The sequence below is a fragment of the Saccharopolyspora ipomoeae genome (genome assembly GCF_029952525.1).
GTDB classification, from domain to species: Bacteria; Actinomycetota; Actinomycetes; order Mycobacteriales; family Pseudonocardiaceae; genus Saccharopolyspora; species Saccharopolyspora ipomoeae.
The window spans coordinates 566,492-589,635 of record NZ_JASAOF010000002.1 but is presented as its reverse complement, the minus strand read 5'-3'; the positions used below and the strand labels follow the sequence as shown (position 1 = coordinate 589,635).

At 69.0% G+C, this 23,144-nt stretch carries 16 protein-coding genes; 10 read left to right on the top strand and 6 right to left on the bottom strand.

The annotated features are described in order from the left end of the window. The first annotated feature begins 36 nt into the window (after positions 1 to 36). Positions 37 to 1,428 (top strand): cation:dicarboxylate symporter family transporter, encoded by a 1,392-nt coding sequence (locus QFW96_RS06240; RefSeq protein WP_281454564.1) that lies wholly within the window; start codon positions 37 to 39, stop codon positions 1,426 to 1,428. Next, positions 1,425 to 2,768, top strand: coding sequence for a class-II fumarase/aspartase family protein (locus QFW96_RS06235; RefSeq protein ID WP_281454563.1), 1,344 nt, complete (start codon positions 1,425 to 1,427; stop codon positions 2,766 to 2,768). The genes QFW96_RS06240 and QFW96_RS06235 overlap by 4 nt, the downstream gene beginning before the upstream one ends. Before the next feature lie 14 nt (positions 2,769 to 2,782). On the opposite strand, the gene QFW96_RS06230 is transcribed toward QFW96_RS06235, so the two are convergent. From QFW96_RS06230 to QFW96_RS06215, 4 genes are all read right to left on the bottom strand, one after another. Continuing rightward, positions 2,783 to 4,489, bottom strand: coding sequence for a sulfatase family protein (locus QFW96_RS06230; protein ID WP_281454562.1), 1,707 nt, complete (start codon positions 4,487 to 4,489; stop codon positions 2,783 to 2,785). Further along, entirely contained in the window at positions 4,486 to 6,240 is a 1,755-nt protein-coding gene (locus QFW96_RS06225) for a sulfatase (RefSeq protein ID WP_281454561.1), read from the bottom strand. Before QFW96_RS06225 ends, QFW96_RS06230 begins: the two co-directional genes overlap by 4 nt. A gap of 96 nt (positions 6,241 to 6,336) precedes the next feature. Next, positions 6,337 to 7,692 carry an MFS transporter gene (locus QFW96_RS06220; RefSeq protein WP_281454560.1) on the bottom strand — a complete coding sequence of 452 codons (1,356 nt, stop codon included), beginning with the start codon at positions 7,690 to 7,692 and terminating at the stop codon, positions 6,337 to 6,339. A gap of 102 nt (positions 7,693 to 7,794) precedes the next feature. Beyond that, on the bottom strand, positions 7,795 to 8,385 hold the full coding sequence (locus QFW96_RS06215; RefSeq protein WP_281454559.1) for a PadR family transcriptional regulator: 591 nt from the start codon (positions 8,383 to 8,385) through the stop codon (positions 7,795 to 7,797). A gap of 216 nt (positions 8,386 to 8,601) precedes the next feature. On the opposite strand from QFW96_RS06215, the gene QFW96_RS06210 reads away from it, so the two are divergent. Genes QFW96_RS06210 through QFW96_RS06195 form a run of 4 tightly spaced genes read left to right on the top strand, consistent with a single transcriptional unit; the run spans position 8,602 to position 15,043 of the window. Further along, the gene (locus QFW96_RS06210) at positions 8,602 to 10,017 is read left to right on the top strand and encodes an MFS transporter (RefSeq protein WP_281454558.1); all 1,416 of its coding nucleotides are present in this window, start codon (positions 8,602 to 8,604) and stop codon (positions 10,015 to 10,017) included. Then, positions 10,017 to 11,048, top strand: coding sequence for a LacI family DNA-binding transcriptional regulator (locus QFW96_RS06205; protein WP_281454557.1), 1,032 nt, complete (start codon positions 10,017 to 10,019; stop codon positions 11,046 to 11,048). Before QFW96_RS06210 ends, QFW96_RS06205 begins: the two co-directional genes overlap by 1 nt. Positions 11,049 to 11,083: 35 nt before the next feature. Further along, positions 11,084 to 12,592 carry a sulfatase family protein gene (locus QFW96_RS06200; RefSeq protein WP_281454556.1) on the top strand — a complete coding sequence of 503 codons (1,509 nt, stop codon included), beginning with the start codon at positions 11,084 to 11,086 and terminating at the stop codon, positions 12,590 to 12,592. 27 nt (positions 12,593 to 12,619) lie between these two features. Then, on the top strand, positions 12,620 to 15,043 hold the full coding sequence (locus tag QFW96_RS06195) for a beta-glucosidase (RefSeq protein ID WP_281454555.1): 2,424 nt from the start codon (positions 12,620 to 12,622) through the stop codon (positions 15,041 to 15,043). Positions 15,044 to 15,082: 39 nt separating this feature from the next. On the opposite strand, the gene QFW96_RS06190 is transcribed toward QFW96_RS06195, so the two are convergent. Then, positions 15,083 to 16,054, bottom strand: coding sequence for a LacI family DNA-binding transcriptional regulator (locus tag QFW96_RS06190; protein WP_281454554.1), 972 nt, complete (start codon positions 16,052 to 16,054; stop codon positions 15,083 to 15,085). Positions 16,055 to 16,340: 286 nt separating this feature from the next. On the opposite strand from QFW96_RS06190, the gene QFW96_RS06185 reads away from it, so the two are divergent. The 3 genes from QFW96_RS06185 (at position 16,341) to manD (ending at position 20,127) form a co-directional block, all read left to right on the top strand. After that, positions 16,341 to 17,345: an L-idonate 5-dehydrogenase gene (locus tag QFW96_RS06185; RefSeq protein ID WP_281454553.1), complete on the top strand. Its 1,005-nt coding sequence runs from the start codon at positions 16,341 to 16,343 to the stop codon at positions 17,343 to 17,345. Between the two features lie 45 nt (positions 17,346 to 17,390). Continuing rightward, positions 17,391 to 18,791 carry an MFS transporter gene (locus QFW96_RS06180; protein WP_281454552.1) on the top strand — a complete coding sequence of 467 codons (1,401 nt, stop codon included), beginning with the start codon at positions 17,391 to 17,393 and terminating at the stop codon, positions 18,789 to 18,791. A 91-nt stretch (positions 18,792 to 18,882) separates the two neighbouring features. Beyond that, positions 18,883 to 20,127: a D-mannonate dehydratase ManD gene (manD, locus tag QFW96_RS06175; protein ID WP_281454551.1), complete on the top strand. Its 1,245-nt coding sequence runs from the start codon at positions 18,883 to 18,885 to the stop codon at positions 20,125 to 20,127. Positions 20,128 to 20,341: 214 nt separating this feature from the next. Here the strand turns inward: manD and QFW96_RS06170 are convergent, their stop codons facing one another. Then, positions 20,342 to 20,557, bottom strand: a complete 216-nt coding sequence (locus QFW96_RS06170; RefSeq protein WP_281454550.1) for a hypothetical protein — start codon at positions 20,555 to 20,557, stop codon at positions 20,342 to 20,344. A gap of 761 nt (positions 20,558 to 21,318) precedes the next feature. Between QFW96_RS06170 and QFW96_RS06165 the strand changes: the two genes are divergently transcribed. Beyond that, positions 21,319 to 23,136 (top strand): RiPP maturation radical SAM C-methyltransferase, encoded by a 1,818-nt coding sequence (locus QFW96_RS06165; RefSeq protein ID WP_281454549.1) that lies wholly within the window; start codon positions 21,319 to 21,321, stop codon positions 23,134 to 23,136. Positions 23,137 to 23,144: the final 8 nt, after the last annotated feature.

Below are 23,144 nucleotides of genomic sequence, written 5' to 3'. Positions count from 1 at the left end.
CTAGACATAATGTGTCTAGACACAAAGAGGTGTTCCATGAAATCAGCGGACGAGCTCGTCGCGAGCAGCCGCCCCAAGCGCAGATCGCGCTGGTACGCCGGGATCGGCAACCAGGTCCTGATCTCCATCGTCCTGGGGATCGCGGTCGGAGCGCTGTTCCCCACGTTCTCGGCGCACCTCAAGGTCGTCGGGGACACCTTCCTCGACCTGATCAAGATCGGTGTCGCCCCGCTCGTGTTCCTCACGGTCGTGATGGGCATCGCCGCGGCCGGAGACCTGAAGAAGGCCAGTCGGACCGGTCTGATCGCGCTGATCTACTTCGAGATCGTCTCCACGGTTGCGCTGCTGCTGGGGCTCCTCGCCGGCAACGTATCCGGCGTCGGCATCGGTGCGGGCGCGCTCAACGGGGCGCACGCGGCGAGTGGAGTGCCGAAGCCGGAGGCCGAGGAAGGGGGGTTCCTCGCCACGGTGGTTCCGGACAACTTCGTCGGCGCGTTCAGCTCGGGTCACCTGCTGCAGGTCGTGGTCGTCGCGATCCTGCTGGGAATCGGCGTGCTCACCCTCGCTCCGACGGTGCAGGCCCGGTTCACCGCGGGGCTGGAGACGGCTGCGGAGGGCTTCTTCGCCCTGATCAACGTGATCATGGGGCTGGCTCCCATCGGGACCTTCGGGGCCATCGCCTACTCGGTGAGCACGAACGGGTCGGCGATGTTGTTCGCCCTCGCCGAGCTCGTGGCCCAGTACTGGATCGTGGTGGCTCTGTTCATCGTCGTCGTCCTCGGCGGGATCTGCCTGGCCGCCGGGATCAACGTGTTCCGGCTGCTGCGCGCGGTGCGCACCGAGCTGACGCTCGTGCTGGGCACCGCCTCCTCGGAGGCCGGTCTGCCGGGCCTGCTCAAGAAGCTGCCGCGGATGGGGCTGTCCCGCCAGACCGTCGGTCTGGTGATGCCCACCGGCTACGCGTTCAACCTCGACGGCACCTCGATCTACATGGCGTTGTGCACGCTGTTCCTGGCAAACGCCTACGGCATTCCGATGGGGCTGGAGCAGCAACTCGGCCTGCTGGTCATCATGCTGCTGACCTCCAAGGGCGCGGCGACGGTCTCCGGCGGAACGTTCGTGGTGTTCGCCTCGACGGTCACCGCCACCGGTTACCTCCCGATCGAAGGCGTGGCGATCCTCTTCGGCGTCTACCGGGTGATGTCGATGGCCATCGCCGCCTGCAACACCTTCGGCAACGTCGTGGCCACCGTGGTCATCTCGCGCTGGAACGGTGATCTCGACCGAGCGCGCCTGCGCGAAGTGCTCGCCGATCCCTCGGCCCTCGACGGAGACGACGCCGACGAGCCGGACCGCGCCCCGCATGACGGTGACGCCTCAGCGCCGACCCGCACCGACACCGCCACCACTTCCCGGAGTTCCTCATGAGCAGCACCGTTTTCGACTCCTCCCTCTACCGCGACATGTTCTCCACCGCAGCGATGCGGGAGGTCTTCAGCGACGCCGCGTTCATCGAGCGCATGATCGAGACCGAAGCGGCGCTGGCGCGTGCCGAAGCCAAGGTCGGCGTCGTGCCGCACGAGGCCGCGCAGGTGATCAGCGACTCGGTGAGCGCCGAAGCGCTCGATCACGAGCGGTTGCGGTTGGACACCGAGAACGTCGGCTACCCGGTTTTGCCGTTGGTCACCCAGCTCGCCGAGCAGTGCGGTGACGCGGGCGGATACCTGCACTGGGGCGCCACGACCCAGGACATCATGGACACCGCGACGATGCTGCAGTGCCGGGACGGCCTCGCCCTCGTCACCGATGCCCTCGACGGGGTGCGCGCCGCGTTGCGCCGTCTCGCCGTCGAGCACGCTGACACCGTCACCGCCGGGCGCACCCACCTCCAGCACGCGTTGCCGGTGACGTTCGGTTTCCGCACGGCGGTGTGGGTTTCGGCTCTGGACCGGCACAGCGAACGCCTCGCCCAGGCGCGCGAGCGCGATTTGATGGTTCAATTCGGCGGTGCTGCGGGAACGCTGGCCTCCCTCGGTGACGGGCCCGATGGGCTGGCGGTGCGCGCGGCTCTGGCGACCGAACTCGGCCTCCGCGATCCGGAGATCACCTGGCACGTCGCCCGCGACGGGCTCAACGAGATCGTCGCGCTGCTGGCGGCGATCGGCGGTTCGCTGGGCAAGATCGGCTGGGACGTGATGATGATGTGCTCGTCGGAGTTCGGCGAGCTCGCCGAACCGTTCGTGCCGGGGCGCGGTGCGAGCTCGACCATGCCGCAGAAGCGCAACCCGATCTCCAGCGAACTGATGGTCGCCGCCGCGAAGCTGTTGCGGGACAGGGCGTCGTCGATGCTCGACGCGATGATGCAGGACTTCGAGCGCGCCACCGGCCCGTGGCACCTGGAGTGGGCGACCGTGCCGGAAGCCTTCCAGCTGGTGGCTTCGTCCTTGCACCAGGCCGAGTTCATGCTCAACGGCCTGGAGGTGAACGTCGAACGGATGCGGGCCAACACCACGCTCACCGGAGGTCTCATCGTCGCCGAGGCGGTCATGATGGCGGTGGCTCCAGTGCTCGGCCGCCAGCGCGCGCACGAGGTTGTCTACGACGCGTGCCGCGCGGCCATCGACAGCGGAGCCGATCTCGCCGAGGAGCTGCGCAGGCATCCCGAGATCGTCGAACAGCTCGGAGATTCCAGGATCGACGAGCTGTGCGACCCCGCCAACTACCTCGGCAGCTCCCGTCGCATGACCACTGGAATCCTCAACGCCTGACCCCCGACCGGGCCTCATCGACATCGAGGCGGAGGTCGTTCCGGGTTTGGCCTGGGAGCTGCGGGAGCTTCGACGTCGTCGCTGGGGAGGTGGCCGAGGCGGACTGCGCGGAGCCACGTGCGGCGGTCCTGCGGTGGCGGGTGGGCCGGGGTGAGGAGCCGCCAGTGCCGGCCATCGGCGGGAGGCGCGCCGATGGCCTCGCCCGAGGAGCCCATGTCGGGGAGACCGGGGCCTGCACCGTCCGGCCTGCCCGAGGGCGGGTCGTCGGTCCAGACGACCACCGCGCCCTCGGTGGCGTGCGCGGTGAGCTCGCCGGTCGCGTCTCGTTCGACCACTGGCGGCGGGGTCCGCTGCCAGACGCCACCGGGGCGCCACCTCTCGAGCAGCTCGTCCTCCGGGAGGAATCCGAGGTCGCCGTAGCGGGACTGCCAGTCGTGCAGTGCTTCGCGAAAGCGGCGCAGGGTTTCCGCGGCTCCCGGGGTACCGGCGAGGTTGTGCTCCTCGTGCGGGTCCGCGGTCAGGTCGTAGAGCTCTTCGACGGGCTTGTTCGGGGCGATGAGGCTGCGTTGCAGCGGCGTGAGAGCGGAACGCGGCAGTCCGCGGGCCCGTTGCCCGGCTTCGATCGAACCGATGCGCCGCATCTCGCGCCAGGTCCACAGCTGGTCCGGGTAGTCGCAGTGCTGCATGGGCGAGCGATCGGGGTGGTAGTGGCGGATGTAGCGGTAGCGGCGGTCGCGGACGGAACGCGTCATGTCTTCGAGCTCGCCCATCCGGTCGCGTCCCGCGAAGAGGTAGTCGTTGGTGCTCTCGTCCAGCGCGCCGTCGGCATCGAGGAACGGGACCGCGTGCATGTGCTCCGGCACGTCGAGGGCGCACGCCGCGAGCATGCTCGGTGCGAGGTCCATCAGGTGAACGAGCGCGTCGGTGCTGGTCCCCGGTTCCAGGTGACCGGGCCATCGGATGATCAACGGCTCGTGCAGGCCCGAGTCGTTCGCCCACCGCTTGCCGCGCGGCATGCCGAGACCGTGGTCGCTCCAGAACACCACGATGGTGTTCTCCGCGAGCCCGTCCTCCTCCAGCTGAGCCAGCAGAGTGCCCGCCCAGTGGTCCATCTCGGTGATCAAGTCGTGGTAGCGCGCCCACGCCTTCCGGAAGACCTCGGTGTCCGGGTAGTACGGCGGCAGCGGAGCCTTCGCCGGATCGTGCCGGTCCTCGTCCCGGACGTGCCGGGTCCGTTCGGCGAACGCGTCGTCGTCGAGGTAGATCTGCGATTCGTGGGTGATCAACCCGTGGAACGCGGCGAAGAACGGTGGCTCGGGACTCGGCCGGTCGCGCCAGTGCGCGGTGTCGCTGCAGTCGTCGAAGGCGCTCACCGGGACCGGCACCTGGAAGTCGGTGAACGAGTTGTTGGTGACGTAGTAGCCGGCTTCCCTGAAGTACTCGCTGAACAGCCGCACACCGGGTGGCGGGACCGCCTTGGTCCGCATGTGCATCGTGCCGATCGCGGCGGGGTGGCACCCGGTCATGATCGCGGAGCGCGAGGGCGCGCAGATCGGTGCGGCGGCGAAGGCGTTGTCGAACCGGACCCCCTCGGAAGCGAGCCGGTCGAGATGGGGTGTCACCGCGTATTCCGCGCCCGGGTACGTCCCGGCGTAGGCGCCGATGTGCGGGTTGATGTCGTGCGTGGTGATCCAGAGGACGTTCGGGCGCGCCGCGGTCATCGGTCGGCCCCCACCAGCGCGTCGAGCCGCTGCGCGAACTCCTCGAGGTCGGTGGCCGTGATCATGGCCGCGGCTGCCAGATCGAGCAGCGTGGTGCCCGGCGGGACCGCGATGAGCTCCGTGGTCGTCAACCCGGGAGCGAGCTCCTCGAACACGTGCCGGGTTCCCCCGATCGCGAGGAGTTCGAGAACCGGAACCCGAAGCACCTCGGAGGTTTCCAGGACGCCCAGCCCGGACAGCGGTGCACCGACGGCGGCGGCGCGCTCGGCCTGCGCCGCCACGAGCAGGTGTTGCTCGTCCGGATCGCTGTCGTAGGGCAACCCGAGGCGGTCGAACTGGCTCCGCGGCGCGTGCGAGTCGTGCATCCGCCGGGCGAGGAGCCGCATCATGCGCAGCTCCAGCGCGTCGTCGCGCAGCGGGTGCTCCTGCTCGGGATCCTCGTGCAGGTCGAACAGCAGGGTGCCGTGCTGCCACGGGTTCATCCACGTCGGAGCCGCGGGCATCCGCATGACGCGGACGCCCTTGGTGAAGGGCAGCGGATCGCTCGGCTCCCACTCGGCCAGTTCCGCGACCGAGAACCGCGCCCGCATGTGCGTGGGCATCAGGGTGTGCTCCTCCAGCGGGCGGTTGGACCTGTCGGCAGCGGCGCGCATGTACACGTAGCGCCCGTCGGTGACGTTGACGTGCCCGCCGTGGATCCCGAACAGCGCTGCCTCGTGGCCGGTCTCGGTCGCGAGGTCGCGCCCCTGCATGTCGTCGGTGGGTTCGATCCCGAACCACCGGAGCACCGTCGGGGCGATGTCGATGGTCTGGGCGAGATCGCCGCGGCTCCCGCCGCGGTCTCCGCTGCGCGGGTCCCACAGGAACATCGGCAGGTGGACCAGCTCGTTGAACCAGGGCTGCACCGACTTGGCCCACCACCCGTGCTCGCCCAGCAGGAAACCGTGGTCGGTGTTCACGATCAGCAGGGTGTCGTCCCACAGGTCGTGCTCGTCCATCGCGTCGAGCACGCGTCCGAGGGACCGGTCGCACATCGACACCAGCGCGGCGTACTCGTGCCGGGCGTGGTCGACCTGCTCAGGTGATTCGGTGACCTTGCGGTAGGCGGGCCAGTCGAACTCGGGCCCGTCGTAGGCGTGCGGGTAGCGGTCCTTGTAGTGCTGGTGCGTGAAGAAGGGCTCGTGCGGGTCGAACAGCTCGATCTGCAGCAACCAGTCGTCGGCGGCGGCGTTGGTGTCGATGAACTCGATACCCGCCTCCACCGTGCGGGTTTGGGAGTGCTCCGCCTCGGTGGGCATGTGCATCCGGTTGATCCGGTCCTGCCGCTGAATCCGCGCGACCTGCCCGCCGGTGTCGGAGGGCGTGCCGACGTGTCCCTTCCACGGGTCGCCTTCCTGACCGCGGAAGAACTCCCAGGTGGTGTAGCGCGTGTGGTAGGTGGCCCCGCCGTCCTCCCAGTAGTGGGGGTGGTCCGAGGCCAGGTGGGTGTGGATGCCGGCGTCGCGCAGCATCTGGGGCATCGAGTCGTCGAAGGGCTCCAGCGGCCCCCAGCTGCGGTGCAGGAAGTTGTACCTGCCGGTGTGCAGTTCGCGGCGAGCCGGCATGCACGGCATGGAACCGGCGTAGAAGTTGTCGAACCTCGTGGTGCGCGCGGCGAGCCGGGCGAAGTTCGGGGCGTCCACGAAGGTGTCCGCGTACTGCTCCAGCATGTGCCGGTTGAGGCTGTCGAACATGAGGATGATCGCCTTCATCGCGATGCCCCCTCGACGGCCCGGGCGACTCGGCGGTCGACTGGTGCGATCGCCCGGAGTCGCCCGGGCTCGCGGTGGTGCCGCATCGGTGTGCTCCTAAGTGGTCTGGGTGCGCGCGCCGTCGGCGAGTGCGTTCTGCACCGACCTGCGGTCACGGTCGTAGGGCTTGTAGAGGAGCGTGATGAACGCGGCGTTGACGATCATCACGACGCCGAGCAACCAGAAGAACGTCGCCTTCATGCCGATGGCTTCGGCCAGGAAACCGGCGCCCGCCGAGTAGATCGCCCACGCGATCGCCTGGGCGACCGAGAGCAGCACGACGAACGCGGCGCCGCGCAGTTCGGGAGGGGTCGTCGACATGACGATCGGCCGGTTGATGCCGGGGTTCACACCTTGCAGGAAGCCCAGCGCCGCGTAGATCACCGCGAACACGACTATGTTCCCCCAGTTGACCTGCAGGGCGAGTGCGACGAGCGCGAAGGCCAGTTGTGCGATCTGCAGCAGAAGCACGCGCCCGGACCGGGGGATGCGCCGCGACACGCGGTCGGTGACCTCACCGCCGATCCAGGTGCCGAGGAAGTAGCCGATGCCCATCGGCATGAGCACGAGAGCGGCCACCGCGTTGCCGTAGTGGTGGACGTCGACGAGGAAGACGACGCCGAAGGTGAGGATCAGCAGGTGCGAGGACAGCAGTCGTTGAACGACCATCAGCTGGAACGTGCGGATCCGCATCAGGTCCTTGAGCCGTGCCCAGGTCAGCTTCGACCGGGCGGCCCGCTGCTGCCGGTCCAGCCCGGCCAGCTGCGGTTCGGAAGCGCCGATTCCCGGATCCTTCAAGAGGGCCAGCGTCAGGACGCCGACGACGATGTTGAGCGCGCCGGACGCGAAGAACCCGTAGCGCCAGCCATCTTCGAACAGCGAGAGCATGCCGATCAGCGGACCCATGACCACGTTGGACAGCTGCAGTGCTCCGTAGAGGTAGCCCGTGGCCCGCCCGCGGGTCGTGTCGTCGAAGAGGTCTCCGAGGAGGTCGTTGACGATCGGCTGCGCCCCCTGGAAACCAGCGGCGGCGACGGCGTAGAGGACGAGCAGCTGCGTGAAGTTCTGCGAGAAACCGGCGGCGATGCTCCAGGTCCCCCACAGGCCGCTGCAGATCACCAGGACGATCTTGCGGTTGTACCGGCGCGCCAACCACATCCACAGCGGGCTGGTCACCATGCCGATCAACTGCCCGACGGCGATGAGCACGCCGAGCGCGGAGGTCGGGATGGCCAGAGCGCTGCGCAGCACGGGGAAGAGCGTGGTGACGAGCTTGCTCTCGTCGTTGTCCACCACCATCGTGCCGGTCAGCAGCGCGAGACCGCGCCAGCGGTGCCGAACCGGTGGGGTGGACGCCGTCTCGGGTCTGTCGGGCGGGCGGGTGTCCTCGGTGGGGGTTTCCGGCTGGGGCATCGTTGCCTCCTGGGCCACTCAGTGGATTCGGATGTATCAGCTCGCGGATCGTCGAGTGCGGACGTGCTCAGAGTTGGGATGACGTCGGGGGATGCGACGCGTTCAGCGTTGGCGGCCCTGCGGGTGCCGAGCGGTCTCCTCGGATTCCAGCTCGGCGAGGACGTGTTCCAGCCAGTCGATCCAGTGGTCCATGGCCGCCGAGCCGTGGTCGTGGGCGAGGTCGCCCAACCGCTGGGCGAGGTCGGTGTCCACGCCGTCGATCGGCTGCAGCGGTCCGACGGACCGGTCCCGGTCGCGGTACAGCGAGACCTCCGCCTTGCGGGTCTCGAGTTCGGTGCGCACCAGGCGGAGCAACGCGGAGCGGTCGAGCGGGCCCCCGTAGCGGAACCGCACGAGGAACTCCGAATCGGTGAACTTGCTCGGTGGCACGTAAGGACTGGCCACCCACTCGCGCAGCACCTGCTCGCCGGCCTCGGTGAGCCGGTAGATCTTCGAGTCGGGACGTCCGTCGTTGGCCTGCACCTCGTAGCAGACCCAGCCGGAATCGACCATGCGCGACAGCAGCCGGTAGATCTGGCTCAAGTGGACCTTGGAGCGGATGAACCGCCCCTCCCGCTCCAGGTGCTTGCCCAGGTCGTAGCCGCTGAACGGCCGCCACGACAGCAGGCCCAGGATCACGTGCTCGAACTTCATGCCACCCTCGCAGCCCCGTTATGTGCGGACTCACATATGTGCAAAGTGTTATAGGTTGGGGGCGTTGGGCTGTCAACCTGCTGCGCCTGGAGTCGCGGGCGGTCACCACGTGAGCTCGGAGCGTGAGATCCCGGGGATCAAACGATTGAGCTTTGAGCTCAAACGTTTGAGTACCTACCTTCAGCAGGAGCTGACTCAATGGAGAGGGCTCCGCAGATGACCAATGTGCACGCCGCGCAGCAGCGCCGGGCGCTGCGCGCCTTCGGGTGGCGCGACCGCGTCGGCTACCTGTTCGGCGACCTCGGCAACGACTTCACCTTCATCTTCGCCTCGGCGTACCTGACCGTGTACTACACCAACGTCGCCGGTCTGAACCCCGCGCACGTGGGGACGGTGTTCCTCATCGCCCGGCTGATCGACGCGTTCACCGACGTCGGCTGGGGCCGGTTCCTCGACCGGCACGCGCCGTCGCGCGGCGGTCGCTTCCGGCCGTGGATCGCGCGGATGGCGATCCCCGTGGCGGTGGCGAGCACCTTCATGTACGCGCCGTTCATCGCCGACTGGGACTACCCGGTCAAGCTCGGCTACGCTGCGGTGACCTACCTGGTGTGGGGCTCGATCTTCTACACCACCACCAACATCTCCTACGGGTCGATGGTCTCGGTCATCAGCGACGACCCGAAGCACCGCTCGTCGCTGTCGGTGTTCCGCGGGCTCGGCGCCAACAGCGCCGGGCTGATCGTGTCCCTGGTGCCACCGCTGCTGATCTACGGGATGGTCGACGGCCGGTCGCAGGTCGTCCCGATGCGGTTCTTCGCCACGGCGCTGGTGTTCTCGGCCTGCGCGGCGCTGTTCTACTTCCTGTGCCACGCCGGGGTGCGCGAACGCGTCGAGGCCCCCGAACCCGCCGAGCGGCGGGGATTCGGCCGCCTGCTGCGCGTGCTGGCCGGGAGCCGGCCGCTGATCGTGGTGATCGCCTCGAACATCGTGATCATGCTGGGCAGCCTGTTCCTGTCGACGATGGCCGCCTACCTGTGGCTCTACCACTTCAACAACGGTGCGATGTCCGGTCCCTCGCAGCTGGCGACCTACGTGCCCGGGCTCCTGCTCGCACCGGTCGCGGCGCGCATCGCCTCCCGGTTCGGCAAGAAGGAGGTGCTCATCGCCGCGCTGTTCGGAGCGGCGGCGGTCTACCTCCTGCTGTTCGCGCTGCGGATCACCGACCCGTGGGTGTTCGTCGCGCTGAACCTGCTCGCGGGCTTCGGCGTCGGGTTCTACAACCTGCTGGTGTGGGCCGTGATCGCCGACGTCATCGACGCCGAGGAGGTGCGCAGCGGGGAGCGCGACGACGGCACGATCTACTCGATCAACACCTGGGCCCGCAAGGTCGGGCAGGCCGTCTCCGGCGGTGTCGGCGGGTTCGCCCTGGCCTTCGTCGGGTTCCAGAGCGGAAAGCCGGTGCAGAGCGACGCCACCGTCGACGGGATCTACGCGCTGGCCACGCTGGTGCCCGGATGCCTGTTCGCCGTCGCCGCCTGCGTGCTGCTGCTGTTCCCGCTCAACCGGGCGCGGGTGATCGCCCAGGTCGCCGAGCTGGAGAATCGGCACGCCCAGCGGACCGGGGAGGCCTGATGCGGCCGACGCTCAAGGACGTCGCCGAGCGCGCGGGCGTGTCGGTCTCGACGGTGTCCTACGTGCTCAACGACTCGTCGAAGGTGGTGCTGTCGGCCGAGACCCGGGCGCGCGTGCGGCGCATCGCCAAGGATCTCGGCTACATCCCCAACAGCGTCGCCCGCTCGCTGCGCTCCCGCTCCAGCCGCATCGTCGGGATGCTGGTGACCAAGCCACTCACCAACCCCCGGTTCGCGGCGATCGTGCAGGGCGCGAGCGTGGCGCTGGCCGAGGAGCGGATGCACCTGACGATCCTGTCCGACCCCTCCGGCGGGGCCTACCTGGAGGACTACCGCAGCGGGAGGCTCGACGGGATCGTGTTCGTCGGGCACGACGACGAGTCGGTGCCCGAGGCATTCAGGCAGGCCGCGCGGGAGGGGCTGCCGTTCGTCGCGCTCGACTGCGGAGCGCCCGACGCGGCCGGAACCCCTTACTCGACGGTGGATTTCGACTACTCCGCGGGCGCGCGGCAGATGATCGAGCACGTCGCCGAGCGCGGGTTCCGCGTCGTGCTGCACGTCCACCCCGAGGTGCCCTCGCGCGCCAACCGGCAGCGCGAGCAGGCGCTGCTGCGCGCGCTCGCCGACCACCCGTCGCTGTCGCTGCGGGTCGTCTCGACCGGCCTGACCGGTGAGCGGCTCCGCGAGTTCGAGAGGTCCCGGGCGCACGTCGACGACTACGCCCGCGAGGTCGCGGAGCGGGTCGGCGCCGCGATCGGCTCCGAGGACGAGGACCCGGGCTCGGTGGCCGTGGTGTGCTCGTGGGGTGCGGACGTGGAGGCCGTGATGTCCACCGAGCGGGTGCGCGAGAACCGCATCTTCGTGGGCGCGCTGGCCGGGGGGACACCGTCGCCCCGCATCTGGCCCGGCCTCGCCTACTCGCGCCTGCCGCTGGAGCGGGCCGGCGCGGAGAGCGCGCGGTTGCTCATGCAGGAGATCCGCGAAGGCGCCCACGAGCACCTGGTCCTGCAGCCCGAACTGGACGCCCCCTGATGGCGGGGACGTTCGACCGCAGAGAGAAGGAATCGGTGACACGCACCAACATCGTCTTCATCATGTCCGACGACCACGCGGCGCACGCGATCTCGGCCTACGGCAGTCGCGTCAACACCACCCCGAACCTGGACCGGCTCGCCGACGAGGGCGTGCGGATGGACGCGACGTACTGCACGAACGCGATCTGCAGCCCGTCGCGCGCGACGATCCTCACCGGGACCTACAGCCACATCAACGGCGTCTCGTCGATCTGGACCGAGATGGACTACCGGGTGCCGACGTTCGTCGAGGCGATGCGGGACAGCGGTTTCTCCACCGCGCTGTTCGGCAAGTGGCACCTCGGCGAGCACGGGCGGTCGCTGCCGCGCGGGTTCGACGACTGGAAGATCTTCCCCGGGCAGGGCGACTACGTCGACCCGGAGATGATCGACGCGCGCGGTTCGTCGACGGTGCCGGGGTACGCCACCGACATCGTCACCGACCAGGCGATCGACTGGCTCGACAACCGCGACCAGGACAAGCCGTTCTGCCTGATGGTGCACCACAAGGCACCGCACCGGCCGTGGGTCCCGGACGACAAGCACCGGCACCTCTACGCCGACGGCGACATCCCGGAACCGGAGACGTTCTTCGACGACCACGCCACCCGCAGCAAGGCGGTGCGCGGGGTGCACATGACCATCGCCGACGACCTCGGTGCCGACGACCTCAAGTCCGACGTGCCCGAGCACCTGCGCGGGCCGGAGAACCGCGAGGCGCGGATGCGCTGGAAGTACCAGCTCTACATGCGCGACTACCTGCAGTGCATCCAGTCCATCGACGACAACGTCGGCCGCCTGCTCGACCACCTCGACGAACTCGGGTTGTCCGAGAACACCCTCGTCGTCTACACCTCCGACCAGGGCTTCTTCCTGGGCGACCACGGCTGGTTCGACAAGCGGTTGATGTTCGACCAGTCGCTGCAGATGCCGATGCTGATCCGCTGGCCCGCGCAGATCGCGCCCGGCAGCCGCTGCGAGGAGATCATCACCAACGCCGACTTCGCCCCGACGTTCCTGGACGCATGCGGACTCGACGCCGCCGAGGTGCTGCCGGACGCGCAGGGCCGCAGCTTCCTGCCGCTGCTGCGCGGTGAGCAGGTCGCGGACTGGCCGGACGCCGTCTACTACCGGTACTGGGAGCACGACGACCCGATCCACAACGCGCCCGCCCACTACGGCATCCGCACCGCCGACCACAAGCTGATCCACTACTACGGGGCGGGGCTCGGCGTCCCCGGAGCCTCGGAGCGGATCTTCGAACCGGAGTGGGAGCTCTACGACCTGCGCGCCGACCCGGCCGAGCTCACCAACCTCGCCGACGACCCGGCCCACGCCGAGATCCGCCGCGAGCTGGAGGCGAAGCTGGCCGGGTACCAGCAGCACTACGCCGACGAGCCCTACACCGGGCCGGGCACGCCGCAGCCGCAGTGGGGACCCCACGACGCCGACATGCTCGACAGGGTCGAGAAGTACGTCGCCGAAATCCGCGCGACGAGCTGACGTTCGAACAGAGGGAGAGAGCAACGCATGACTGCCATCGACGACCACCTCGACGACCTCGTCGGCCAGCTCGGGCTGGAGGACAAGGTCCGGTTGCTGACGGGCCGGGACTTCTGGACGACGTGGCCGATCGAGGAGATCGGGTTGCGGCGGATGGTGGTCTCGGACGGTCCGAGCGGGGTGCGCGGTGAGGTGTGGGACGAGCGCTCGCCGTCGCTGAACCTGCCGTCGGCCAGCTCCTTGTCGTCGTCCTGGGACACCGGCATCGCCGCCCGCTACGGCGCGGTGGCCGCGGTGGAGGCCCGTCGCAAGGGGGTGGACGTGGTGCTGGGGCCGACGATCAACCTGCACCGGTCCCCGCTGGGCGGCAGGCACTTCGAGGCTTTCAGCGAGGATCCGCTGCTGACCGCGCACCTGGCGGCGGCCTACGTGCGGGGCGTGCAGGACAACGGCGTGGGGGCCACGCCGAAGCACTACGTGGCCAACGACTTCGAGACCGACCGGTTCACCGTCGACGTGCGGGTGAGCGACCGCGCGTTGCGGGAGGTCTACCTGCGGGCGTTCGAGGACGCGGTGGTGCGGGAGCGGGCGTGGTTGGTGATGAGCGCCTACAACTCCATCAACGGCGCCACGGCGACCGAGAACGAGCTGCTGGAGACCCCGCTCAACAGCGAGTGGGGTTTCGACGGCGTGGTGATCAGCGACTGGACGGCCGTGCGCAGCGTGGGGAGTGCGAAGCACTCCCAAGACCTGGTGATGCCCGGCCCGGACGGGCCGTGGGGTGCGGCGCTGGTCGAGGCGGTGCGCAGCGGTGCCGTCGACGAGGCCGCCGTCGACCGCAAGGTGCGCCGCCTGCTGCGCCTGGCCGCCCGCGTCGGAGCGCTGGAGGGGTTCGAGCCCGCCGAGCCCGAACACCGGGAGGACGGCGTCGCTTTCGCCCGCGAGGCCGCCGTCGAGGGGTCGGTCCTGCTTGCCAACGACGGGCTCCTGCCGCTGGCGGACCCGGCTCGCATCGCGGTGATCGGCCACAACGCGCTGCACGCGCGCACCCAGGGCGGCGGCAGCGCCACCGTGCTGCCGGAGCGCATCGTGTCGCCGCTGGAGGGCGTTCGGGCGGCGTTCCCCGACGCGGAGGTGTCGTACTCGCTGGGCGCGATCGTGCAGGAGGGGCTGGCCGAGCTCGACCGCGACGCGATGCGCAACCCCGTCACCGGCGAGCCCGGGGCGCGGGTCGAGATGCTCGACGCCGACGGCGCGGTGCTGTTCACCGAGGACCGGCTGGCCAGCGGACTGGTCTACTTCGGCGGCGATGCGCCCATCGGCGAGATGACGACGCTGGTGTTCGAAACCTACTACACGCCGGGCGAATCCGGTGCGCAGCGCCTCGGGTGCGCCTCGGTCGGCACCGGCCGGGTGCTCGTCGACGGGGAGCTGCTGGTCGAGCGCACCACCGAAGCCGTCGGCGCGGACCTGGGTGCGGCGTTCCTGTCGCCGCCTGCGATGTCGGTCCCGGTGGAGTTCGAGGCCGGGCGCACCGCGCGGCTGCGGGTGGAGTTCCGCCCGCAGCGGATGGACGGCGGCCTGAGCAGCGCCTTCAGCATCACCATCGGAACCGAGCCCGCCGAGGCCGACGCCGACGCGCTCATCGCCGAGGCGGCCCGCGCGGCCGCAGAGGCGGAGGTCGCGGTGGTCGTGGTGGGCACGAACTCCCGCGTGGAGTCCGAGGGCTACGACCGCGCCGACCTGAACCTGCCGGGACGCCAGGACGACCTGGTGCGGGCGGTGCTGGCGGCCAACCCGCGCACGGTCGTGCTGGTCAACTCGGGTTCCCCGGTGCTGCTGCCGTGGCGGGAGCAGGCCGCGGCGATCGTGGTCAACTACTTCGCCGGTCAGGAGTACGGCCGCGCGGTCGGGGATCTGCTCACCGGCGCCCGCGAGCCCGGCGGCAGGCTGCCCACGACGTGGCCGGCAGCGATCGACGACGTCCCGGTGCTCGACGTGACCCCGGTGGACGGGGCGCTGTCCTACGACGAGGACATCCACATCGGCTACCGCGCCTGGCTGCGCGCCGGGACCGCCCCGGCCTACCCGTTCGGCCACGGACTCGGCTACACCACCTGGACCCTCTCCGGCATCACGGCGACCGAGTTCACCGACGGCGTCGCCACCGTCACCGCGTCGGTGCGCAACACCGGTGACCGCGCGGGCAAGCACGTCGTGCAGGTCTACGCCTCGCGCCCCGATTCCGCCGTCGACCGGCCCGTGCGCTGGCTCGTCGGCTTCACCACCGTCCGAGCGGAACCGGGTGAGACCGCGGACGTGCGCATCCCGGTGCGCGCCCGCGACCTCGCCCACTGGAACGACGGCTGGCACCACGAGCCGGGCGAGTACGCCCTGCACGTCGGCTCGAACGCCCTCACCACCGCCGAGACCACGTCCGTGCGGCTCTGAGGCGGGTGCGGGGCGGCCGCAACGGGCGGCCGTCCCGCACTACTCGAGGCTCCGGCCGGGCATCCCGGTGGAGTCCCGGGCGATGAGCTGGGAGGTCATGCGGACGTCGTCGTGGCGCGGTGGGCCGTCGATCTGGTTGAGCAGGAGGTCCACGGCGAGGGTGCCGCCTTCGGTGATGCCGATGTGGACCGACGTGAGGCCCGGGTCGGAGACGGCGGCGACGTCGAGGTCGTCGATGCCGATGATGCTGAGGTCCGCGGGGCAGCGGCGGCCGAGCTTGCGGGCGCCCGCGCGGATTCCGAGCGCCACCAGGTCGTTGTAGGCGACGACGGCGGTGGCGCCGCTGGCCACGACCGACGCCGCGGCGGCCAGGCCGCCCGCCACCGAGGCCGACTGGTGGCAGACGACGGTGAGCCGAAGTCCTTGTGCGGAGCAGTGTTCCGAGAGGGCGTCGTGCCGGTTGCGGTCGGCCCACGAGTTCTCCGGGCCGGGCACGTAGACGACGTGCTCGTGGCCGAGCGCGCGCAGGTGCTCCGCGGCTTGGCGGAGGCCGTCGTCGGCGGTGATGAGCACGCTCGGCGCCTCGGCGGTCGTCCCGTTGATGGTCACCACGGGTTTCTTCGCCGCGACCTCGTCGAGCAGCTCGACGGGGGAGCGGGGCGAGCAGACGATGATGCCGTCGGCGGAGTTGGTGAAGCGGTCGAGGGCCTCGCGCTCGCGGTCGGCGTCCTCGTTGGTGTTGGTGACCACCAGCTGGTGCCTGCCGTGCCACGCCTGGTCGTGGATCGACCGCAGCAGCGAGGCGAACACCGCGTTGGCCATGTCGGGCAGGACCACGCCGAGCGTGCGGGTGGCCGGGAATGCCGGGGTCTCGTAGCCCAGCTCCGCCGCTGCGGCCTGCACGCGCTGCAGCGTGCCCGGTGCCAGCCGGTCCGGCTCCTTGAACGCCCGCGACGCCGTGGCCAGCGAGACCTTCGCGCGGGCGGCGACGTCGGTGAGGGTGGCGGGCACGAGCGCTCCTTCATCACGACGGCGGCGGGCGGAACCATTGTGCAAGAACGGCGCGGGCGATCCGATCACCGCAGCGCTGCTGGACTCGGCGCGGTCCTGCTGACCTGCTCGATCCGGTCCCGGTGGAACCGGAGGAGCGGTCTGCGACCAGTGTGAAATAGTTGTGCAAGATTTGGCAAACATCTTGCCGCGGCTTCGCCGCCTCGCTTAGCCTCATCGCCAACATCACTGGGGATGCGCCCACCCCGGTCGCCGTCGCCCGATACTCGCCAGGAGCTGATCACCGATGAAAGCCCTGTTCATCCACGGTGCCGAGGACATGCGCCTCGACGAGGTCGCCGTGCCGGAACCCGGCGAGGGCGAGGTGCTGCTGCGGGTCCGCTACGTGGGCATCTGCGGCTCCGACCTGCACTACTACTTCCACGGCAAGAACGGGGAGAACCTCGTGCGCGAGCCCTTCGCCCCGGGGCACGAGTTCTCCGCGACCGTCGAGCACGACCCGAGCGGGGAATGGGCCCAGGGCACGCCGGTGACCGCGCACCCCGCGCGCTTCGGCACCCCGGTCGACGGGATCGAGGACAAACCGCACCTGTGGCCCGGCGGCGACTACCTGGGCAGCGCGGCCGACTTCCCGCACCGCCAGGGCGCGGCGGCCGACTACGTCGTGGTCGAGGAGCACATGCTGCGCCGCCTGCCCGACGGGCTCTCGCTGCGGGACGCCGCGCTGGCCGAGCCCCTCGGCGTCGCGCTGCACGCGCTGACCGTCGCCGGTGACGAGCTGGGCTCCAGCGCCCTGGTCCTCGGCGCCGGGCCCATCGGCCTGCTGGTGATCGCGGCGCTGCGCGCCCGGGGCGTCGAGCACGTCGCGGTCGGCGACACCCAGGAATCGGCGCTGGCCCGGGCCCGCGCGCTCGGCGCGAACGAGACGTTCCTCGTCGGCACCGACGAGGTCCCGGCCACCGCCTACCCGGTGGTGTTCGAGTGCTCGGCGGCGCCCCCGTCGCTGAGCCAGGCGGTCGTCTCGGCCAGTCGCGCCGGAGTGGTCGTGCAGGTCGGCATGCTCGCCGACGCCGCGATCGGCGTGAACCTCGCGCCGCTGGTGTCGAAGGAGGTGCAGCTGCGCGGCACCTTCCGCTTCTCCACCGAGATCGACGAGGCCGTCGAGATGCTCGCCGCCCACCCCTCCATCGCCGGAGTCGTGACCCACGTGCTGCCCGCGAGCGACGCGGTCGCCGCGTTCACCACCGCCAAGGACTCCGCCGCCTCCGGCAAGGTCCTGATCGAGTTCTGACCCCTCCTGCGCTAGACGGCTCCACCCACTGCTGAAGGAACAACGATGTCCACTTCACCCCAGAGCCCGGAGAACTCCGGAGCGAAAACCATGCCCGCCCAACGCAAGACGAGCGATCTCGTGCGCGCGGCGATGTCGGGATGGTTGGGCACCGCGCTCGAGTTCATGGACTTCCAGCTGTACTCGCTGGCGGCCGGGCTGGTGTTCAGCCAGCTGTTCTTCGTCGGCGAGAGCCCCGCGCTGGCGGTCGTCTCGGCGATGGCCACCTACGCGGTCGGCTACCTGGCCCGGCCGGTCGGCGCCTGGTACTTCGGCCGACTCGGCGACCGCGTGGGCCGCACCAAGGTCCTGTTCATCACGATCGCCCTGATGGGCGGCGCGACGACGCTCATCGGCGCGCTGCCCACGGCGCACACGATCGGCATCCTCGCCCCGATCCTGCTCGCGCTGCTGCGCCTGGTGCAGGGCTTCGGCGCCGGTGCGGAGATCTCCGGTGCGGGCGTGATGCTCGCCGAGTACGCGCCGTCCGGCCGTCGCGGCATCATCGCCTCCCTCGTCGCCCTGGGCACCAACTGCGGCACGCTCGGCGCCTCGGCGATCTGGGGCGTTCTCGTCGCGGTGCTCTCCGAGGAGCAGCTGCTCGCGTGGGGCTGGCGCATCCCGTTCCTGGGCAGCGCGGTGATCCTGCTGTTCGCGGTGTGGGTCCGGTTCCGGCTCAAGGAGAGCCCGGTGTTCGAGGAGAGCGCCCACGTCACCGACGGCGTGGCGCTCACGACCGCCGAGATCCGGGAGAAGGCCGAGCAGGAGAACGACGAGCGGATGCTCGAAGCGCTGGAGCAGAACAAGTGGCGGGCCATGATCCCGGCGTTCCTGCTGCGCTTCGGGCAGGCGGGCAACTCCGGCCTGCTGCAGACCTACATGGTCTCGTTCATCACCGTCACGCTGGCCATGTCGGCCTCGGTCGGGACGAGCGTCGTGATCGTGTCCTCGCTGGTCGCGTTCCTGACCGTGCCGCTCGTCGGGGCGCTCGGCGACAAGTTCGGCCGCCGCCGCATGTACCAGGTCATGAGCATCATCTCGCTGGTGCTCATCGTGCCGACCGTGATGGCGATCGCCGGCGCGCAGGTGCCGCAGCTGTTCCTCGGCTACATCGTCATGCACAACGTGTCGGTGATGGCCCTGGCCTCGCTGGAGAACCTGACGCTGCCGGAGATCTTCGGCTCCCGGCACCGCTACGCCGCCACCGGCGTCATCCGCGAGATCGCCGCGATGGTGGCCACCGGCATCGGCCCGGTCGTCGTGGCCGCCTGGGTCGCCGCCGCGAGCGGTTCGTGGGTCCCGATCGCGATCATGCTCGCGGCGTTCACGATCTGCCCGCTCATCGGCACCTTCCTGATGCCCGAGGTCGCCGGCCGCGACCTCAAGGACCCGCGCAACGCGGTCTGACCGCCCGGCGGCGCCCCGACCACCAGGGGCGCCGCCGGGATTCCACCACCCACGCCGCGCCAACGCGGCCCGAGAACGGAAAGCCCGCACCGTGAGCATCTCCACCGCCGACGTCATCGTCACCAGCCCCGGACGCAACTTCGTCACCCTCAAGCTCGTCACCTCCGACGGCGTCGTCGGCTGGGGAGACGCCACGCTCAACGGGCGCGAGCTCGCCGCCGCGGCCTACCTCCGCGACCACGTCGCCAGCACCTTGATCGGCCGGGACGAGGACCGCATCGAGGACACCTGGCAGTACCTGTACCGGGGCGCCTACTGGCGTCGCGGTCCGGTGACGATGGCCGCGATCGCCGCGGTCGACATGGCGCTGTGGGACATCAAGGCCAAGAAGCTGGGCGTGCCGGTCTACCAGCTGCTCGGCGGCGCGAGCCGCGACAAGCTCCGCGTCTACGCCCACGCCTCCGGCAACGACTACGCGGCCCTGGCGCAGGCGATCCGCGGCTACGTCGACGAGGGCTACACCGCGGTCCGCATCCAGACCGGCGTGCCCGGACTCGACTCCGTCTACGGCGTCTCGGCGACGGCGAAGCCGGGGGAGAAGTACGACTACGAGCCCGCGCACCGCGCGGCCGACGGCAGCGCCGCCACCCGCCCCGACGAGGAGGAGTGGGACACCCCGGCCTACCTCCGCCACGTCCCGTCGATCTTCGAGAAGGTGCGCGAGGAGTTCGGCCCGGAGCTGCGCCTGCTGCACGACGGGCACCACCGGATGTCGCCGATCGAAGCCGCCCGGCTGGCGAAATCCCTGGAACCGTACGACCTGCTGTGGCTGGAGGACGCGACCCCGGGCGAGGACCAGGAAGCGTTCCGGCTGATCCGCCAGCACAGCACCACACCGCTGGCCACCGGCGAGGTCTTCAACTCCGTCCACGACTACCAGGCGTTGATCACCGAGCGCCTGATCGACTACGTCCGCTCGGCGCCGACGCACACCGGCGGCATCACCGGGATGAAGAAGCTCCTGGACTTCGCCGGCATCTACGGCATCCGCTCCGGCCTGCACGGCCCCACCGACGTCTCCCCGATCGGCATGGCCGCGGCACTGCACCTGGACCTGGCGATCCACAACTTCGGCATCCAGGAGTACATGCCCCACAGCGACCTCACCCTGGAGACCTTCCGCACCTCCTACACCTTCGACCGGGGCTTCCTCCACCCCGGAGACACCCCGGGCCTCGGAGTCGAACTCGACGAAACCCTCGCCGCCCAACACCCCTACACAGCCGCCTACCTCCCCGTGAACCGCCTCCTCGACGGAACCGTGCACGACTGGTGAGCCCCCGCGGAGGCGACGGTTCTTCCTCGAACCACCCATGATCAAAGCCCGTTTCGTCCGGTTAATTCGGGGAGATGCGGTCCCCTGCTGGCTCCTGCCGGTTGGTGACCGCCGTACTCCTTCGAATCGGCCACCCGTCGGAGTCGACCGCAATGATCGGGTTGAGGTCGTTGCCGAGGTTTTCGAGGAAGGTTAGGGGCCTCGGCGGACACCACTAGGTGCTACCGCTCGTTTCGGATCCCACGATCACCACCGGTCGGGGGAAGCCGTCGGCCGCGGTGGTGAGCACCTCGGCGAGTTCCAGCGACGAGGAGCCGTCCTCGACCCGCGGCGCGGCGAGCACCTGAACCAGGTTGGCATCGGTGGCCAGTCGGCGGGCGAATCGGGTGCAGGTGGCACGGGATTCGCCGCGACCGGGCGCCACGATCATCGCGCCTTAAGCGTGCACGTCCTCGGGTGCGTGAAAGTCGTCGGGAGACCATGCTTCAGGCCCTTCCGGTGCCGCGGGTCAGACGTCGATGAGGTCGCGCAGCGCGTCGGATTCGTACTCGGTGCGGAAGAGACCTAAGTCTCGAAGCAGCGGGACCACGGCGTCGACGGATCAGTTCAAGGCGAGGTTGATGCCTTCGAAGGACCCAGCGCGGGAGCACCGCTCGATCGCGTTCGGCCACCGCTGCGCGACCGGTCGTCCACCCGCGTCGAGCTGGCGTAGCGGTACCGCGTCCTCACGCCGCCAGCTGCCCTGATCGAGGGCGATTAACGCATCGACCGGCGTGCTCCTTCTGCGTGATCTACTCGAATTTCGGCGACGTTGCGCTTCCTTCTTTGGTAATAACGAACCTAATTTTGGTAAATAGGTGAAAATTGAGAGGCGTCGTGTTGCGCAAGGCTGTCATTTTGGGGTTTGGAAGCGGCCCATTGGTTGGTAGCGTCGCGAACCGCACAACTCGTGCCGCTCTCAGGTCCGATTCCTGGCCGCAGGTCCAACGATTCCTGCGGTCCAAGATCGAAGTATGTAGGAGGTGAGCGCATGAAGAAGAAGACGGTGCACAACTCGCCGCACGCGATCGGCGGCGGCACCACCGGCGTGCGGATCTCGAAGTAACGGACAGGTGGAGCGGCCCTGGGGACGCACGCATCGCCGCCGCTCCACCCCCGTTTCGTCGTCGATCGTGTCGGAGGTGGGATCGAGTGGACGTGACGTTGGTCAACATGCCGTGGGCGTCGGTTTCCTACCCGTCGCTGGCGTGCGGCATCCTCAAAGCAGCCGTAGAGCGCGGTGGGGTGCACCGGGTCACTGTTGTGGATGCCAACCTGGACTTCTTCGATTGGATGTACCGTGAAGTCGGCACCGGGTTGCGTGAATACGACTTCTTCAGCCTGGACAGCTATTTTCAAGGGATCGGCGACTGGGTCTTCACCTCGGCTCTCTACGGCGACCGATATTGGCGTGTCGACGAGTTCTGCGCGGCGCACAGCGGTGATGTCGACGAGGAAACACTCCGGCTGTGCGTGCGTCTGCACGAGCTGATCCCGGACTGGGTTTCGATGTATGCCAGGAGTCTCACGGAGTGCTGCGGCGCCGTTGTGGGGTTCACCACGACGTTCCAGCAAAATGCGGCGTCGCTGGCGTTGGCTCGTGAACTGAAGAGGATCAACCCTGGAATGACGACAGTGCTGGGGGGAGCGAACTGCGAAGGGACGCAGGGTTCGGCGTGGCATCGGAATTTTGAGTTCGTCGACTACGTGGTTCGTGGCGAAGGTGAAGCCGCGTTCCCCGCTCTCCTCGACAGCCTCGCATCGGGTGAGAGTCCGCGTGGAATTCCGGGACTGTGCTGGCGCGACAAGTCCGAGATCGGTGCGAACTCCCCGAGCGCCGCTCCGCTGCCGCCGGAAGACATCGTTTCGCCGGAGTTTGAAGATTACTTCGAGAGACATGCTTCCTCGGCCGCGGCAACCGAGGTAGAACCCAAATTGGTCGTTGAAGGAGCCCGCGGCTGTTGGTGGGGCGAAAAGCACCACTGCAAGTTCTGCGGCCTCAACGGCTCCTTCATGGAGTTCCGCAGCAAGAGTCCGCAGCGGTTCCGCGACGAGTTGCTCGGGCTCGCCGCTCAGCACCAGGTGCTCGATATCTATCTTGTGGACAACATTCTCGACATGGCCTATTTCAACACGGTCTTGCCTTACCTCGAGGAAAGCGGATTTGACCTGCGGATCCAATGTGAGGTCAAGTCGAACCTTCGAATCGACCAGATGCGTCGGCTCGTGAACGCAGGTATCGTCCAGGTCCAACCGGGGATCGAGAACCTCAGCAGCCGTGTCCTCAGGCTCATGGACAAGGGCGTGAGTGGGTGTCAGAACGTGCGTTTTCTCCGGGATGCGAGTTCGCTGGGGATCACTGTCATGTGGAACTACCTCTACGGATTTCCGGATGAGTCCGACGAGGACTACCTCGCGGTGATCGACCAGATGCCCAGCTTGCATCACCTTCCGCCGATGGACGGGGCCGACCGGATTGCTCTGGAGCGCTTCAGCCCGTACTTCGACCGTCCTGACCTCGGCTTTGACAAGCGCAACCCCGATCCCCAATACGCACGCAACTACGCCCTACCACCCGAAGAATTGGCTGAAATCGCGTACCTGTTCGCCAGCGCACCCGCAGGGATAGGGGCCGACGTCGAAAGGTGCTTGCTGGGGGCCGTGCGTGCGTGGCGGCATGATCATGCGGTGAGCGAATTGGAGTGGGTGCGGATGGAAGCCGAGATTCTGATCTTGGACGACCGCCCGCCCTTCGGCCAGCGCGAACATGTGATTGCCGGAAGCGACGTGGTCCTGTTCGAGATGCTCGACCGTCCTAGGTCGTTGTCCACACTGCACGCCGAGTTCGGAACGGGCATTGAGGACGTACTCCTGCGTTGGCAGGCTGCGGGGCTGTTATTCGCTGAGGACGGACACTACGTGCACGTCGTCCCCGAAGCCAACAATCAGCGGCAGTTGAGGATCGGGTGACCGCGGCT

What these genes read in the sequence shown, in the direction of transcription:
- QFW96_RS06240 (WP_281454564.1), top strand. Translation starts at nt 37, where the DNA reads ATGAAATCAGCGGACGAGCTCGTCGCGAGCAGCCGCCCCAAGCGCAGA.
- QFW96_RS06235 (WP_281454563.1), top strand. Translation starts at nt 1,425, where the DNA reads ATGAGCAGCACCGTTTTCGACTCCTCCCTCTACCGCGACATGTTCTCC.
- QFW96_RS06230 (WP_281454562.1), bottom strand. Translation starts at nt 4,489, where the DNA reads ATGACCGCGGCGCGCCCGAACGTCCTCTGGATCACCACGCACGACATC.
- QFW96_RS06225 (WP_281454561.1), bottom strand. Translation starts at nt 6,240, where the DNA reads ATGAAGGCGATCATCCTCATGTTCGACAGCCTCAACCGGCACATGCTG.
- QFW96_RS06220 (WP_281454560.1), bottom strand. Translation starts at nt 7,692, where the DNA reads ATGCCCCAGCCGGAAACCCCCACCGAGGACACCCGCCCGCCCGACAGA.
- QFW96_RS06215 (WP_281454559.1), bottom strand. Translation starts at nt 8,385, where the DNA reads ATGAAGTTCGAGCACGTGATCCTGGGCCTGCTGTCGTGGCGGCCGTTC.
- QFW96_RS06210 (WP_281454558.1), top strand. Translation starts at nt 8,602, where the DNA reads ATGACCAATGTGCACGCCGCGCAGCAGCGCCGGGCGCTGCGCGCCTTC.
- QFW96_RS06205 (WP_281454557.1), top strand. Translation starts at nt 10,017, where the DNA reads ATGCGGCCGACGCTCAAGGACGTCGCCGAGCGCGCGGGCGTGTCGGTC.
- QFW96_RS06195 (WP_281454555.1), top strand. Translation starts at nt 12,620, where the DNA reads ATGACTGCCATCGACGACCACCTCGACGACCTCGTCGGCCAGCTCGGG.
- QFW96_RS06185 (WP_281454553.1), top strand. Translation starts at nt 16,341, where the DNA reads ATGAAAGCCCTGTTCATCCACGGTGCCGAGGACATGCGCCTCGACGAG.
- QFW96_RS06180 (WP_281454552.1), top strand. Translation starts at nt 17,391, where the DNA reads ATGTCCACTTCACCCCAGAGCCCGGAGAACTCCGGAGCGAAAACCATG.
- QFW96_RS06170 (WP_281454550.1), bottom strand. Translation starts at nt 20,557, where the DNA reads ATGATCGTGGCGCCCGGTCGCGGCGAATCCCGTGCCACCTGCACCCGA.